We start from the raw sequence: 15,783 nt of genomic DNA on the forward strand, positions 1-15,783 counted from the left end.
AGGTATTCGTGTCAGACAAACAATCAATACAAGGGGGAAATGGTGTTCCCCCACCAGCGAAAATCGATCCTTATGGTGCGCTCCGTATTCGCGACTTTCGTCTCCTGTTCCTGGGTTCGCTCATCGCGAGCATAGGTCAACGCATGCTAAGCGTGGCTATCGGTTGGGAACTCTATGTACGCACGCATTCAGCACTTATTCTAGGCGGAGTAGGCCTGGTACAGGTCCTACCAGTCATATTTTTATCACTTCCCGGTGGCCAACTCGCCGATACGTATAACCGCAAACGTATCATTCTGGTGACAGAGGCCGCCCTGGTGCTCATCTCACTGGCCCTGGCGGCTCTCTCCTACACCCAAGCCCCCATCTGGATGGTTTATTTCTGCCTCCTGCTTGTGGGATGCGCATCCGCGTTTAACAGCCCCGCCTCCGAGGCCTTTCTCTCGGAAACGGTGCCCGAGAGTAGCTTTGAGAACGCGGCGACCTGGTTCAGCAGTTCATGGCAACTGGCCTCGGTTCTCGGCCCGGCCCTGGGCGGCTTCGCCATCGCTCTCTTTCACGGCACCATTCAGGTCTATCTCTTCAATACCCTGACAGGCCTCCTCTTCGTCATCCTGCTATGGCAGATACGAACCCTGGCCCCTGCCAATATCAAGAAGACAAGCAGTAAAAAGACCACGCTTCAGGACCTTGGCGAGGGCTTTGCCTTTCTACGCCATGCCCCGATTATCCTGGCCGCGATTACGCTTGATCTCTTTGCCGTGCTCCTGGGCGGCGCGACAACCTTAATGCCCATTTTCGCGCAGGACATTCTCAAGGTTGGACCTACAGGTCTGGGGTGGCTGGAGGCCGCGCCCTCGCTTGGCGCTATCTGCGTAACACTCTTCATCGCCCATCGCCCACCCTTTCAGCGCGCCGGGCGGACCTTGCTCCTGGCGGTCGCGGGCTTTGGTCTGGCGACAATCGTCTTCGGCGTTTCACAGTCCTTCTGGCTCTCGCTCGTGATGCTTTTCTGCCTGGGCGGGTTGGACAATATTAGCGTCATTATTCGCAGCACCCTTATGCTGACTCGGACACCCAATCATATGCGCGGGCGGGTCTCGGCGGTCAACTCCATTTTCGTCGCCTCATCCAACCAGTTAGGCGGCTTTGAGTCGGGAGTCACGGCCCAATTCTTAGGGCCTGTTCTCTCCGTAGTAATCGGTGGCATCGGCACCGTCCTGGTTGTCTTAGCCGTAGCCGGTATCTGGCCCGAGATGCGCCGCCTGGGTACGCTACGCGAGACAGGAGACGAGGCCGTAGCGCTCACAGCCCAAAACGAGATTGCTGAAGCGTCTGAACTCCCAGTTCAATAGCAATTGTAGGCGCCCTCCTGCTCGGGATCGCTAAATATAAAAGAGAGACCAGCTTGTACAAGCTGGTCTCTCTTTTATATTTAGCGATCCCGAGAGGGGTCGAACCTCCGACCTACAGATCCGCAATCTGTCGCTCTATCCACTGAGCTACGGGATCAATCATATGCTATTCAATTGTTTTCAGACCAATCGTTGCCGACTGATATCTGGCGATCCCGAGAGGGGTCGAACCTCCGGCCTACAGATCCGCAATCTGTCGCTCTATCCACTGAGCTACGGGATCAATCACGGGTTGTATACTACAGCATTCTTGGAGAATTGTCAAGAGCTTTGAAGGCCTTTTTCAAAATTAGTTTTTCTAAGCATTCAGCTCTTCAGAAATGGCTGCCGCATCCTTACACAGAACCCAACCCCCATTCGGGGGCGCGGCGCCACTCTCGTGGCTAACGCTAACGCGCTCAGGGTTCTGTATAGGTACTTCCCCTGGTGGTGCAGAGATAAAATAAGCAGACATATGCTCTACACCGGGCAACCAGGTTACAGGATCGCGGCAGACACAAGAACTCACAATAAGACCAGCCAGAAACGCGTAAGAAGCGAGCAGGGCGCACTAAACACGCTCAGCGCGTATTGCCCGAATCGTATCAGTGCGCATGCAACCCAGTCCCTACATCATAAGTGACTACGCAAGCCCCTCAATGACATCACGCGCGCGTGCTAGAGCATCGCGACGCACATAGTAGTAGGCCCACAGGCCCTTCTTACGGCAATCGACCAGTCCCGCATCACGCAGAATGCGCAGGTGGTGCGAGATTGTTGGCTGCTCTAGTGTGAAGCTCTCTACTATTTCAAAGACACACACTTCTCCTTCGTGTCGACTTAGCAGGCTCAAAATGCGCAAGCGTGTCGGATCAGCCAGCGCCTTGAGCAGGCGCGCCTGAACCACGGCGTCATCCTCACTTAGAGTGGGCACAAATTTAGGTGCAATACCTACGGTAGTGCTCCCGAGAGCGGCCGCCGCCTGGCGGTGTAGTGCATTGGCGGCAGATGGTGCCGAATTCACAGCTGCTGTCGCGATACGATTGGTATTTCCCTGATTCATCGATGTCATAAACTTCTCTCCTTCCATCCTCCCAACCGGATGTCAAACCTACGATTGAGTCTGGGGTTTTTCGTATGGTACCTTTACCTATAATAACTAGATACCTATAATAATTATAGAACTCTATCCAAATCGGCCTTGTAAATACACTTTGCCCATCAGTCAGAAACGGCTTTTTTTTCTCTTAAATCTTCTCCTGTCACTAAATGGGCAAAGGCATTCTTTGGCGTTCTGGCGCTATTCTAGCGGGCAAAGAGAAAGAGGAATACCCAAACAACAATCAACGTCATTCGCCCATCTGAGTAAGCTCTGAGAAGCTTTTACGCAAAAACTATACAGGAATAGATCCTAAACAAGACAGGCCTCCTTATACAAGGAGGCCTGTCTTGTCAGCAAAGTACCAACGCTCTTAATGATATCAATGTTGATAGTAAAGAAAAATCTGTGAGGTACCTGGAATCCTTGTCAGATACCCTCGGCTGAAGCCTGACACGTATACACAAATATGAAAGTTTGCAGAAGATCCTCAGCATGATGCGAGGGAAAGGTGTTGAAAAAAACGCCCCTTGATGCACAATGATGTGCTTTCAGCTTGGCGAGACAAGCGACTTTTCACCAAAAGTGTGTCATCTCTCGTGTGGGGGAAAACGAGGCACCTGCAGCACATCGCTTCCGTGTTCTTTCTCAAGATCACATATTTGTGTGTAAGTGCCAGGCTTACAAGACGGGGGCATCCTGCCACGGGTTTGGTGAAGAAACTTCCACGCATCTTTTCATCTAGAGGAGCAGGAGGCTTGAGAAAGGGGGAAAATATATCTTTTTCTATTTACGGTTAATGATTGCTCTTGTTGTATTTACCGAAGACTTTTCACTCCTACATAGCTCGCAGGGGCGAAAAGGGCGCAAGATGGAGGCAAGCGCTGTCTGCCTCCATCTTGCATGTAAGAGGCGTCGTTGAATACCAGGCGCATAACAAAAAGAGCGAGAGCGAGGTAGAGTATATCTACCTTGCTCTCGCTATACATTTTCCTCGTCCCCCTATGGGAAACAAGCGTTACTTTGTTGGCTCTGGGCGAACCTGCAAATGTAATTCGTTGAGTTGCTTGTCATCGACCGGGGAAGGTGCTCCCATAAGCAAGTCCTGGGCGCTCTGCGTCTTGGGGAAGGCAATTACTTCGCGAATGTTATCCTCATCGGCGAAGAGCATAACCAGGCGGTCGACACCCAGGGCGATGCCACCGTGAGGGGGCGCGCCATACTCAAAGGCCTCTAGCATATGCCCGAACTGCTCCTGGATCTGCTCGTCGCTCATCTTCATCAATGAGAAGACCTTGCGCTGGAGTTCGGCCACATTGATACGGACGCTACCGCCGCCGACCTCAAACCCGTTACAGATGATGTCATACTGTTTGGCGCGAATATCCAGCGGATTGGAGTCCAGGCGCTCGATATGCGCCTCATCCATGCCAGAGAAGGGATTGTGCTCCGCATCATAGCGCTGGAGATCCTCATCGTAGTGGAACAGCGGGAAGTCCACAACCCAGCACAGCGCCATCTCCTCTGGATCGATCAGCTTCAGGCGCTCCGCCATCTTGACACGCAGGCGGAAGAGGACATCATTGGCAACCTTGGCACTGTCGGCCACAAAGAGCAGGAGATCGCCAGGCTGGCCCTCCAGGCGCTCCACAATGGCCTGCACCTCTTCAGGAGCCATGAACTTGGTCAGGGGAGACTTAATCGCGCCACCCTCCTGAATCGCCAGTTGTACCAGGCCTTTGGCCCCCAGTGTACGCGCGAACTCGGTGATCTCATCGACCTCTTTGCGCGTATAGCTTGCGCCACCAGGCACCTTCAAGCCCTTGACCATGCCGTTCGCAGAGAGTGCGCTCTTAAAGACGCCAAAGGTACCCGCCTCCGCCAGGTCTGAGATCTCCACCAGGGGAAGATCAAAGCGCAGGTCGGGGTGGTCCGTGCCATAGCGGTCCATGGCCTCTTTAAAGCTCAGGTGTGGGAAGGGATGCTGCTTAATATGCTTCTTCGTCGTCTTCTCGATCAGCTTAATCAGCATATCCTCGATAAGACCCATGACATCTTCTTCAGAGACAAAGGCCATCTCGACGTCGAGCTGAGTAAACTCAGGCTGACGGTCGGCACGCTGGTCCTCGTCGCGAAAAACAGCGTGCGATCTGGAAATAACGATCCAGTCCCGCGACCATAAGGAGCTGCTTGAGCTGCTGAGGTGACTGGGGCAGCGCATAAAACTCGCCCTCGTACAGGCGGCTTGGCACCAGGTAGTCGCGCGCGCCCTCTGGCGTACTCTTCATCAGGATGGGCGTCTCAATCTCCAGGAAGCCACGCTCATCGAGATAGTCGCGCATCTCCTTGACGATGCGGTGGCGCAGGATGATGTTATCGCGCATATGAGGACGGCGCAGGTCGAGATAGCGATACTTGAGGCGCAGAGGCTCATCGACCTGGATTGCGTCGCTATTGATCGGGAAAGGTGTCGTGCGCGAGTGATTGAGAATCTCAATCGACTGGGCGACAATCTCGATCTCGCCTGTGGGCAACTGTGTGTTCTCTGTTCCAGGAAGACGACGCTTCACCAGTCCTTTTACCTGCACCACATACTCTGAACGCACCTCAGACGCAATCTGATGCGCCTCGCGCGAACGTTCGGGGTCGCAAATAACCTGCGTCAAGCCATAGCGGTCGCGCAAATCGAGAAAGATCAGGCCACCATGGTCACGGCGACGATTGACCCAACCGGAGAGCGTCACCTCGCGGTCAATATCCTTCGCGGTCAACTCGCCACAGGTGGCGCTGCGAAAATGCACCTCAAAAGCCACGTTACAATGCTCCTTACTGCTTTTTATTGCTTTTTATTTCCATATATCGGACGATACCGTATACCCTAAAGATTACGGACAATGATACTGCGAACAACAAAAAAAAGCTACCTTTCCTGTGGCAGCTCCCAGCCAGCGGCTTGCTGTTTCTTGCGCTGTCGAGAACTGTCAAAGGAGAGGTAACTTCCTGGCCCGCTCAGGGCTGGCAATCGGTCGGGTCCTTGCTGGTGTCAATAGTGAGCTGTGTGCGTGGAGCATCCACCGGACCCGTCTGCGAGACCAGATAGAGGATGTTCTCCCCTGGATCGGCAGCGATACCTTTCACATTACTCAGTAAGTTCGTCGACACATATTGACGCGATAGCTGGACCTTAATGGGGATGTACCAGTTGTTTGCCCCTTTGTCGCCGTCTGCGAACTGCTCGAAACCAGATTCAAATCAAGCAAACGATGGCTGGCACCATCCGCGACGAATAAGTGGGGCGTCCCCCCTACCTTCATGGTAGACAGAACAGACGAGGTCGCGCGTGAGATCAAGAGCGTCGCCTGGATCTGTGGAGCAGGAGCCGGCACGGCCATTTTGCTTGTAAAGGCCTGCGCACTGGCATTGAGCGGAGCATAAATGGGCTGTTGCACTCCGACGTTGACCGCTGCACCCTTGCCTCCATTGAACTGCACACTCTGCACGGTACCATTGTCAAGCAAGAGAAAGAGCTGTTTGCCTGGGAAGGCTGCCATACTCAGGATGTTAGCTGAAGATAATTGCATCTCTGGTGGCGCCGCATTCGCATCAGTAGCGCCAACAACCTTATCAAGAGCATAGTCTAGAATGAGCGCGGTGTTGTCAGCGTTAGTCGACGTGAGCAAAACATACGCGTCTTTATCCCAGGCTGAGACGAGGAGCGGCTTATAGCCCTTTTTGATCTGATCCTCAGGAATAGTGATTTTTGCGTCTGACGTTGTGAGTGCTCCGCTATCATCTGGCGTGAACACCTGTAAACTATAGCTCGTTCCACTATTCAGGGTAAGCACAAGAAGATGCCCATCGGCGCCCGTGATGGAGGTGATCTGCCCATCCACGCCTTTGAGCTTATCGCCTAACTTATGCTGATTATCATCCATAAGATAGAGCGAGCGATAATCATACCCTTCGGTATAAGAAAACTTCTTGTTATTATGCTGTACCACCGCCAGCCCAGATGGTTGCACCTTCGCGTCACCGCTGGCAATAGAAACAGTGGTAGTGTTAGCACACAGAAGGTTTTTAATCAAATAACGCTGATTATAATTAGTGATCGCACTCTTCGTGCTGGTCTCAAGGTCGCTATTGAGGCTATCTAGTTTTGCCCGCTGATCGCTCGTCAACGAAACCGTCTGGACTTTTCGCAGTTGCTGTTGTGCTGTCTGCAAGTCCTGGAGAGCATTTGCGGGATAGGCGGTCAGCTTTGCCCTGGCGCTTGTTATATGCTGATCGGCAGAAGTGAGCGATTCATTGACATTGACGCCCAGTTGCCCAAGCCCCAGAAACCAGAAGGCCCCACCACCAACCAGCGCCACAATTAAAAGCACGAAAAGCGCAAGTGTGGGAAAGAGAAGTCGCTTGCCACGTGGCGATGGCAATAGGACCGCCGTTTGCGGCGACGCCATCCCCTCCGTCGAGGTCAGGGGACCACTTGCCACACGCAAGGGTGTGTTGCCATAGGACGCGTCAGCATTGGGGGCCAGCAGCCCAACCGGGGCTCCCACCAGGCTCCCCATAATTTTCGTGGGCTCTTCACTGACTTCACGGCTGGTTATGCGCATTGGACGGCGTGCATTGGGCGGTTCCCAGCCCAACTCCTGAACACGGATCACAATCGCGGTAATATTATCAGTTCCACCATTCTCGTTGGCGCGCTCAACAAGGTGATAGACGCTCTCACGTGGCACATATTGATCAACAATTGAGCGTAGTTCTTCATCATCGACCATGCCCGAGAGGCCATCAGAACAGAGGAGCAGTGAGTCATTTTCATCGAGGGGTTCCGCAAATATGTCGATCTCAACCTCGGCATTCGTACCCAGCGAACGCGTAATCACATTGCGCTGCGCATGAGAACGAGCCTGGTCCTGCGTGAGTAAACCTGCACGCACCTGTTCTTCAACCCAGGAGTGGTCCTGCGATACCTGGCGTACCTGCCCCTTATGCACCAGGTAAGCCCGGCTATCGCCTACATTTGCAACATAGGCCGTGCTTCCTCGCAGAACAGCGGCGACGCAGGTAGTACCCATCCCGCTACGCATCACGCTTTCCGCGGCTCGCTGGTGAATTGAGGTATTCGCACGCTTAATGGCATATACGAGCGATTCGGCGACGTCATCCCTATCATCTTGATAGTACACTTTGCTGATCGTGTCGACAGCAATTTCGCTTGCTACTTCGCCTGCGGCATGCCCACCCATCCCATCGGCCACAATGAAGAGAGCCCCCTTCTTTGCCATCATCTGGGCATCCTTAGGAATGACGTAGGCCATATTGTCTTCATTATGGGGACGTCTACGGCCAACATCAGTTAGCTGTGCGACATCGAGCCGAAGTTGTTTGGACAACGCGCATCTCTCCCGTCAATCAGTAGCTCTCATAGTGTGTAAAGACGTGGTACGAAATAGACACACAGAACACACTAGGCGGTTGCTGGAACCTTAGGCTATAATACACCGATGCAGAGAAAAACGCAATGTAACGCATAGAGCACGTGGTGAGATTTTCTCTTTCGTGTATTGCCTGTCTCGTTTACTGTTCCAGAGTATACTCTTTCAATAGAGAGCATGCAAGATATTTAGCTTGCGGTACTAGCAAAACCAGAGCAAAAGTCCTGGAAATATGCCGCTTTTGCTCCTGCTGGCCAGGCATAGAGTCTATGGAGCCGCGTCCATGATCGATACCACCTTTTACGCTCAACTACAGGCCTTTGAGCGCATGCATCCATTTATCCCGACAGAGATAGTCGGCGAGGCACTCTCTTCCAGGCCAGAAGCCTGGCTAGATCAGTTCCAGAGCCGCCTGGGCCAGCTTGGTTTTACCCAGCCACCCCTCACGACCTCCACCACTTCCCATCCCCCGATAGGTAAAATACCCACGCTCTTCTATAGTGAACGTTGCACACACTCACATTCGACCCTGTTACTCTATAACAGCTACTCCCTATCAGGAAACCAACCCTGGCACAGTCTTCCTATTCTTGCATACCTGCAGGCCCTGGAGGCAGTTAAGCATATCCTGGGCGATCTGCCGCTCTCCATCAAATGGCTGATCCACTTCCAGCAGGATACAGAGACAGATCTTCTCCCGGCGTTTCTGCGTGCTAACCAGGCCCGACTCCAGGCCAATGCCTGCCTCTGGGATGATACCATCGGGACCTCTGAGGCTGGTCTTAACGCCGCTAGCGCCCCACTCCTTCTGCTTGGTAGCAAGGGCCGCCTGGGCGTCAGTCTGCATACCACCTCGCCACAGGCGGCCAGCCATAGCATGCATGGAGGCATCGCACCTGGCGCCGCGTGGAGATTGCTCTGGGCCTTGCAAAGCATCAAGGATGAGCACGAACAGATCCACCTTAAGGGCTTTTATGATGCCATCGAACTGCCCACGGAGGAGCTGTTGCAGGCAACGGCTGAGCTGCCGGATCGCTCGGAACTCTTGCGCCAACGTTGGGGCCTGCCAGCCTTAGCCCTTGACCTTAAGGGTCTACAACTCCACTACACGCAACTACTAGTCCCTACCTGTAGCCTCACTACGCTCACAGGTTTGCCTTTTTCTGCGAACGCCAGCGATAATGGCGAGCACGTGGTGACACACGCGCAAGCAAACCTGGATTTTCATCTGGTCGCGGGGCAGGTCCCCGAGCGGGTCTATACGCAATTACGCCATCATCTTGACGCGCGAGCCTTCCACGATGTTCAGACTCGCTGGCGCTATGGTTATCCTCCAACCCCTGCACAGGCCCCAGATGTGCCCTTTGTACAACTGGCACGCGCAAGTAGTGAGTTAGCGTATGGGCAACGACCAACCTTGCTTCCAACAACCGCAAGTAGTCAGCCGCTTGCCCTCCTTGCTTCCCAGCATTCCTTACCCTTTGTGATCACTGCGCTAGCCGGAGAAGCTGAGACCTCAGCCTTCACCAGACAGGCAGCATTACTTCTTGCGAGCTTTGCGCAGAGAAAAAAAAGTGGAGAGCGATAAATAACCATATATTTCGTTCTCTCTTATGAGCATAGTTGCAAGTCAGTCACCCCACGCCTGAAGGCGGGGGCTTGTGTCTGTGCTCCACCGCAACTCACTATAGCGTTGCTGCCGTAGTGCTTTGGCTTCATCGCACGACACATCAGGGGACACCGACAAGGTCCCCGTACTCATCCAGTCTTGCCGGGTGAGCAGCGTTCGCATCGTTACATTTCTCGCGCCGACCAGAAGAGAATTTCCTCCCATATAGGAAACAGGCTAATAGGGCCATTTATTATACAACTCATCGCTTAGAGAGTATACTAAAAACTGTCAGGGCCCTGATCAGGGTCTACAGTTACAGCTAACAGCCGATATTTAGTATGAGAGCATAATACGCAACAATTTCTGTCCTGGCCGTTTGTTATAACTCTGATTTTTTCGTCCAACATTGAACTCTTTAAAGCTCTCACAGCAAGAGCCTATTACTCTCATCTATCTGTATCAAGGCACTTACTGCCAACATTTCATTAATAAGCCCAGAGTTACTAGCTGTACTGTAAAAAAGCGACGTTATGCAGCTATAGGAGACTGTCATCGATATGCATATAGGTATCAATGCTCAATTGCTATCCCTCGGTCAAAACTATCGCAATGGTGGTGTCAGCCGCTATATACGTTACCTGCTCCACGAATTAGCCAGGCAGCCAGGGGAGCACCGCTACACAGTCTTCATCAATGGAGAGGATGTCATTGAGCAGCTACATGCCTATCACCCACAGATTACCTATGTTTCCGCTCCCTGGCCAGAGGCTCAGCCAACCGCACGTGTAACCTGGGAACAATTCACGCTTCCAAATCAGTTACGCCAGCGGCACATCGACGTTCTTCATTCCCCTGTGAATGTTTTACCGGCCCTGCTTCCCAAAAACTGTGCCAGTGTTGTGACCCTGCATGACCTCGCGTTTCTGCGCTTTCCTGAAGTACTGACAACAAGTAAACGCCTGTACCATCGCACGTTTACGCTTCGCAGCCTGCGCCAGGCTACAGCGGTTATCAGCGTCTCGGAGAGTACGCGCACCGACGCCCACACCCTGGCCCACATTCCGTTGGAGAAGATCCACACCGTGCATATGTGTATCGATTCACGCTTCGCAAACGTTCATTCAGAAGAGGAACGTGCAGACTTCCGTCAGAAACACGGGCTTACGGATGGGTATATTCTCTACCTGGGAACGCTTGAGCCAAGGAAGAATATTCCAACCCTTATCGAGGCCTATCATAGCTTGCGGCAAAGCCAGGGGCGACGTGAGAAGCTTGTCCTGGCTGGCGGCAAAGGGTGGCTCTACGATGAGATTTTCGCCCGCATTCAACAACTGGGGCTAGAACAGGACGTCATCTTTCCGGGCTATGTGAATGATCAGGATCAGGAGCTCTGGTATCAAGCAGCCAGTGTTTTTGCCTTTCCCTCGCTCTACGAAGGGTTTGGCATTCCGGTTGCCGAGGCATTAGCAGGAGGTACACCAGTGGTCACGACCAATGTATCAAGCCTCCCCGAGGCAGGTCTAGACCTGGCGCTTTGCGTCGCACCTCAGGATAGCGAGGCCCTGGCCTCAGCCCTTCACCAGGCCTTGACTGACACTCAGCTACAAGAGCGTTGTCGCAAGGAAGCGTATAAGGTGATGGAGAGCTTCTCCGTCCAGCAGATGGTCACAAAAACGATTGCGGTATATGAGCAGGCCGCCCGGGAACGGCCTCGACAACAAGTGACGAACTAGCTATTTATTTTGTGAGATTGACACGCGTTTCTTTCTGACCACGAAAAGCGTCTTTATTGTTTGAACGAACTTTAAGGCATCCAGGCACCACTCCTGCATAGAAATATGCAGAGAAGCCAAAGTGCCATAGTAATATATGAAGCAAAGTAAAGAGACCATGCAAAAAGAGACCATGAATATAGATACGAGCAGAACGGGGAACACCCGGACCCAGAACGCTCCTCAATACGGCCTCTCTGGTACGACAGGAGCGACAGGTCCCATTACCCAGACCATTTCAAAACGTCGATCACATCGCAAACAATGGCGCATCTTTGAATGTGTCGCTATGCTTATTCTGGATGCGTGGCTTATTCATGTTTCATTTCAGCTGGCCTACTCACTACGTCAAGCCTTTGGCGAACCTGATAGCTTTCTCAGCCATCTCCTAGTCAATGTACGCATGAATCTTCTGAACAACGATACGGCGACCTATGTCTTGCAAAAGCCCGATCGGTTTCTGGGACTAGAGATTGGTATCATTCTGGGGCTGCTCATCATCTTCATCTTTCGTGGCCTCTATCGCCTGCGCCTGACTGGTACCTGGTTTCGCCAGGCACAGATTATTCTCGGCTCCACAACGCTGGGTCTGGCCTTCTTGATTACCTATTACTTTACCTTCCAGCCACCAGCTACGTCACGCTTGCTCTTCGTCTTCACCTGGCTAGTCACCATCCTTGTGCTCATTTTGGGGCGCCTCCTTGTTTCTGCGGGTATGAGTATACTCTACCGCATGGGCCTGGGAGAAACACGCCTGCTGGTCGTAGGCTCGGGGCGCCTGGGCAAAATGGTCATGCAGCATATTACAGCCAGCCCCAATCTCGGCTACTCAATTGTGGGTTTTCTGCACGATATGAGCGAAGAGCCAGGCGATTTTGGGCGCTTTAAGATGCTGGGCACGATTGATGATATCGCTATGGTTATTCGCTCGATGCAGATCGACGAGGTCATCATCGCGCTTCCCTCCAACCTGCACCAGCAGGCTGTACGAAGCGTGAAGCTCTGCGAGCGCCTGGGAACCTCGTTTAAGTTAATCCCAGACTTATACGAACTAAGCCTCTCGCGCATCGATATGGAGGCCATTGAGGGCATCCCCTTGATTGGTATTCGCCAGGCCTCGCTCAATACCACTCAGCGTATTATTACACGCCTGATCGATATCCTGGGGTCGGCATCTGTGCTCCTGCTTGGATCGCCACTCTGGCTCGGCATCGCTCTCCTGGTCAAATTGACCTCCACGGGGCCAGTCATTTTCCAGCAGACGCGTATAGGGATGAACGAGAAACCGTTCAAGATGTACAAGTTCCGCTCAATGTACCAAGATGCCGAGCAGCGCAAGGCCGCCCTCCAGGCCAGAAATGAGGCTCAAGGCCATTTCTTTAAGATGAAGGATGATCCACGTATCACCCCCATTGGGAAATTCCTGCGCAAAACCAGCCTGGATGAAATTCCCCAGCTTCTTAACGTGCTCAAGGGCGATATGAGCCTGGTTGGTGCCCGCCCGCCTGTTCCCGCCGAGGTCGCGCAGTATGAGGAATGGCAGAAGGGACGCTTCGCGATGAAGGGGGGACTGACCGGCCTGTGGCAGGTACGCGGGCGCAGCAATCTCAGCTTCGACGAGGGCGTGCTTATGGACCTCTATTATATTGAGAATTTCTCGCTACGCCTCTACTTCCAGATTCTCTTGAGCACTATCCCGGCAGTCCTACTACGACGAGGAGCGTATTAATTGTCAATGAAAGTCGCACTAGTACACGATTATCTCAATCAAATGGGAGGGGCGGAGCGTGTGGTCCTGGCACTGCATGAACTCTTCCCCGACGCCCCTATCTATACTTCTATCTATGACCCTGAGCGCGTTGATCCCGCCTTCAAAAATATAGATGTTCGTACCTCTTTTATGCAAAAACTGCCCATGGTGACCAGGCATCACCAGCCCTATCTACCCTTCTATCCCTTCGCGATGGAGAAACTGGATCTCCGTGGCTATGACCTGGTACTCAGCAGTTCAAGCGCCTTTGCCAAAGGCGTCATCACCAGGCCAGAGACAATGCATATTTGTTATTGCCATACTCCTATGCGCTGGTGCTGGAATTATGAGGAATATGTCGAACGCGAACAACTGGGCAAGGCAGCGCGCACACTTCTTCCCTTGATGATCACGGGCCTGCGTCTCTGGGATCAGACGACCGCGATGCGCGTCGATCATTTTATCGCCAACTCACCAGCCATCGTCGACCGCATCCGCAAATACTACCGGCGCGAGGCCATCTTCATTCCACCTCCAGTTGAGGTAAAGCGCTTCCCCTTCAATTCAGCCACACAACCAGAAGATTATTTCCTGGTCTTAAGTCGCCTGATACCATATAAACGTATAGACTTGGCGATTGAAGCCTGCAATCGGCTACAATTGCCACTGGTCGTGATTGGAAAAGGCCGAGATAAAGAACGGCTGCAAAAGCTCGCTGGCCCAACCATTCGCTTCATGGGTGGACTCTCCGATCAGGAGGTTACCCATTATATCAGTCATTGTCGTGCCTTTCTCTTCCCTGGTGAAGAGGATTTTGGCATTACGCCCTTAGAGGCACAGGCAGCGGGCCGCCCGGTCATCGCCTATGGCGCGGGAGGCGCCCTGGCATCCGTTGTAGAAGGCGTCACTGGCGTCTTCTTCCGCGAACAGACCGTCGAGAGCCTGGCCGACGCACTCGCCTCCTTTGACGAGCGCAACTTCAACCCGATGGCTATACGCAATCATGCCCTGGAGTTCGACACGCCACGTTTCCAGCGTCGCATCTTGCAGTTTATAGAAGCCAAAATGCAGACTGGACAGTCGCAGAGAAGCATCCAGCCGAGCAATGATATCATCTCATAAATAGAACACTACTAGCGCATAAGAAGCTAGTAGAAAGGGTAGAGAAACGTGGAACTACGAGCCTATTGGGCAGTAATACGACGAAGACTCTGGATCATTGTAGCCCTCGTCGTGATCGCAGCGGCTTTCGCCGGTTATCAGTATTATAAATTGAGCAAAACGCCTGGCGCGCTCAAGACCTACCAGTCAAATGTGACGGTTCGCATTGGGCTACAGGCAGATCCCAATGACAAAAATGCTAATGCCACCGATTACCTGACCGCGGGGGAAACCTTGGCCGATGAGATCGTCACTGGACCAACCCTCACCTCCAAGGATTTTGTGGCACGGGTAAAACAGCAATTAGACCAGGATTATGCTCATAATGGCACTCCGCAAGGCGCCAACCAGATTGACGAGGGTGCCATTGCTGGTGCCTTGACTTCGACACACGCTCATAGCATACTCTCTATTACCGCGACCTATCAAACTCCTGAAGGCGCCAAAGCCATTGCTACAGCAGTGGGCGAGGTTTTTACGCAACAAGGCAGTTCTTTCCTCGATTATGAAATTCGCAATGGCAGTAGCGCGAGCGATGCCAGTATTCATCCCCAGGTCGAAGCGCAACTAGTCAGTGGTGCCTCCGATCCAGGCCTCGTTAGTGGTCCTGCTGGCAATAAACCGCTCCAGTTGGTGGCCCTGGTTCTAGTCAGCTTGCTACTTGGTATCGCCCTGGCATTCCTCATGGAATATCTCGATGATCGTGTGCGCAACAAAGAGGAGCTTGAAGATCTCCTGCAACTGCCTATCATCGGTGAAATTCCAGCCGCCTCAGCAATGGAGAAAGGCCAGAGCAAGCCTCGCCAGGCTTCGGTATCCTAAGGGAAGGAACATAGACGTGGCTTTACAAAAACAGGAGCAGGCATCTCTGCTTAGCGATTACAACACAAACTCAACTTATAGTCTCGCGTATACCGAGATCATTGCCAATATTCGCTTCTCTCTCGATACGGCACAAAAACAACCACAAGCGATCGTGCTAGCCTCGCCCATGAGTGAGCACGAACCCGGCCTGACAGCGACAAATCTGGCCATCGCAGCAGCACAAAATGGCTTGCCAGCCTTACTGGTAGACGCAAACCTGCAAACCCCTCATATCCAGCAACGCTTTGGCATAGGTCAGACCAGTGGATTCAGCGATCTGCTCGCCTCCTTCAATAAAGAGTCGCAGCAGATTGAGCAGTATATGCGTCCCACATTTCTGCCAGAACTCTCACTCCTGAGTTTGGGCACGCTTTCCCTATCCAGTCAGGAAACCTCCCGGCTGCTCATGCGCCACCTAGACGAGGCCATACAAGCACTAAAAGCCTATATGGCGGCCCGTTATCCTGGATTAAGCCTGCTTATTTTACATGGTGCCCCCGTGCTCACGGGCCTGAATACCTCTCTACTCGCCGCTCACGCAGACCAGACCTACCTGTTAATCACCAAAGGGCAAACAACACGTACCCAGGCCCGCAATGCGCTGCGGCACCTGGAGCGCACCCATACGACAGTCGCAGGGACTATTTTGCTAGACGTTTAATGACAAAACGTGTATAGTAGAAACCA

The 15,783-nt window shown here is 52.9% G+C and carries 10 protein-coding genes, 2 tRNA genes and 2 pseudogenes; 7 read left to right on the forward strand and 7 right to left on the reverse strand.

Annotated elements, in window-relative coordinates:
- Positions 1–8 precede the first annotated feature (8 nt).
- The gene (locus tag JMJ04_RS03740) at positions 9–1,355 is read left to right on the forward strand and encodes an MFS transporter (protein ID WP_201369217.1); all 1,347 of its coding nucleotides are present in this window, start codon (positions 9–11) and stop codon (positions 1,353–1,355) included.
- A gap of 84 nt (positions 1,356–1,439) precedes the next feature.
- Here JMJ04_RS03740 and JMJ04_RS03745 read toward each other — a convergent pair.
- From JMJ04_RS03745 to JMJ04_RS03770, 6 genes and pseudogenes are all read right to left on the reverse strand, one after another.
- A tRNA-Arg gene (locus tag JMJ04_RS03745) sits at positions 1,440–1,512 on the reverse strand.
- A gap of 50 nt (positions 1,513–1,562) precedes the next feature.
- Positions 1,563–1,638: transfer RNA gene (locus JMJ04_RS03750), tRNA-Arg, on the reverse strand.
- 399 nt (positions 1,639–2,037) lie between these two features.
- Positions 2,038–2,466: an ArsR/SmtB family transcription factor gene (locus JMJ04_RS03755; RefSeq protein ID WP_007910917.1), complete on the reverse strand. Its 429-nt coding sequence runs from the start codon at positions 2,464–2,466 to the stop codon at positions 2,038–2,040.
- Between the two features lie 1,045 nt (positions 2,467–3,511).
- Positions 3,512–5,294, reverse strand: a pseudogene (gene aspS / locus JMJ04_RS48570) (aspartate--tRNA ligase).
- Between the two features lie 208 nt (positions 5,295–5,502).
- Positions 5,503–5,631, reverse strand: coding sequence for a hypothetical protein (locus JMJ04_RS47925; RefSeq protein ID WP_268887323.1), 129 nt, complete (start codon positions 5,629–5,631; stop codon positions 5,503–5,505).
- 5 nt (positions 5,632–5,636) lie between these two features.
- Positions 5,637–7,895: a Stp1/IreP family PP2C-type Ser/Thr phosphatase gene (locus tag JMJ04_RS03770; RefSeq protein ID WP_201369219.1), complete on the reverse strand. Its 2,259-nt coding sequence runs from the start codon at positions 7,893–7,895 to the stop codon at positions 5,637–5,639.
- 325 nt (positions 7,896–8,220) lie between these two features.
- On the opposite strand from JMJ04_RS03770, the gene JMJ04_RS03775 reads away from it, so the two are divergent.
- On the forward strand, positions 8,221–9,525 hold the full coding sequence (locus tag JMJ04_RS03775) for a zinc-binding metallopeptidase family protein (protein WP_201369220.1): 1,305 nt from the start codon (positions 8,221–8,223) through the stop codon (positions 9,523–9,525).
- A gap of 42 nt (positions 9,526–9,567) precedes the next feature.
- Here JMJ04_RS03775 and JMJ04_RS46405 read toward each other — a convergent pair.
- Positions 9,568–9,753: pseudogene (locus JMJ04_RS46405) on the reverse strand (RNA-guided endonuclease InsQ/TnpB family protein); the annotation flags it as partial.
- Positions 9,754–10,106: 353 nt separating this feature from the next.
- Here JMJ04_RS46405 and JMJ04_RS03780 point away from each other — a divergent pair.
- The 5 genes from JMJ04_RS03780 to JMJ04_RS03800 all read left to right on the forward strand — a co-directional run bounded on the left by JMJ04_RS03780 (position 10,107) and on the right by JMJ04_RS03800 (position 15,757).
- Entirely contained in the window at positions 10,107–11,282 is a 1,176-nt protein-coding gene (locus JMJ04_RS03780) for a glycosyltransferase family 4 protein (protein WP_201369221.1), read from the forward strand.
- Between the two features lie 172 nt (positions 11,283–11,454).
- Positions 11,455–13,050: a sugar transferase gene (locus tag JMJ04_RS03785; RefSeq protein WP_201369222.1), complete on the forward strand. Its 1,596-nt coding sequence runs from the start codon at positions 11,455–11,457 to the stop codon at positions 13,048–13,050.
- 6 nt (positions 13,051–13,056) lie between these two features.
- Positions 13,057–14,193 (forward strand): glycosyltransferase, encoded by a 1,137-nt coding sequence (locus JMJ04_RS03790; protein ID WP_201369223.1) that lies wholly within the window; start codon positions 13,057–13,059, stop codon positions 14,191–14,193.
- Between the two features lie 48 nt (positions 14,194–14,241).
- On the forward strand, positions 14,242–15,054 hold the full coding sequence (locus JMJ04_RS03795) for a YveK family protein (protein ID WP_201369224.1): 813 nt from the start codon (positions 14,242–14,244) through the stop codon (positions 15,052–15,054).
- Positions 15,055–15,070: 16 nt separating this feature from the next.
- A complete protein-coding gene (locus JMJ04_RS03800) occupies positions 15,071–15,757 on the forward strand; it encodes a P-loop NTPase family protein (protein WP_201369225.1) in 687 nt (228 codons plus the stop codon).
- The last annotated feature ends 26 nt before the right edge of the window (positions 15,758–15,783 follow it).

This window comes from Ktedonobacter robiniae, from assembly GCF_016587375.1.
GTDB classification, from domain to species: Bacteria; Chloroflexota; Ktedonobacteria; order Ktedonobacterales; family Ktedonobacteraceae; genus Ktedonobacter; species Ktedonobacter robiniae.

Coding starts and splice junctions, on each gene's coding strand:
- JMJ04_RS03790 (WP_201369223.1), top strand. CDS start 13,057: ATGAAAGTCGCACTAGTACACGATTATCTCAATCAAATGGGAGGGGCG.
- JMJ04_RS03785 (WP_201369222.1), top strand. CDS start 11,455: ATGAATATAGATACGAGCAGAACGGGGAACACCCGGACCCAGAACGCT.
- JMJ04_RS03775 (WP_201369220.1), top strand. CDS start 8,221: ATGATCGATACCACCTTTTACGCTCAACTACAGGCCTTTGAGCGCATG.
- JMJ04_RS03755 (WP_007910917.1), bottom strand. CDS start 2,466: ATGACATCGATGAATCAGGGAAATACCAATCGTATCGCGACAGCAGCT.
- JMJ04_RS03780 (WP_201369221.1), top strand. CDS start 10,107: ATGCATATAGGTATCAATGCTCAATTGCTATCCCTCGGTCAAAACTAT.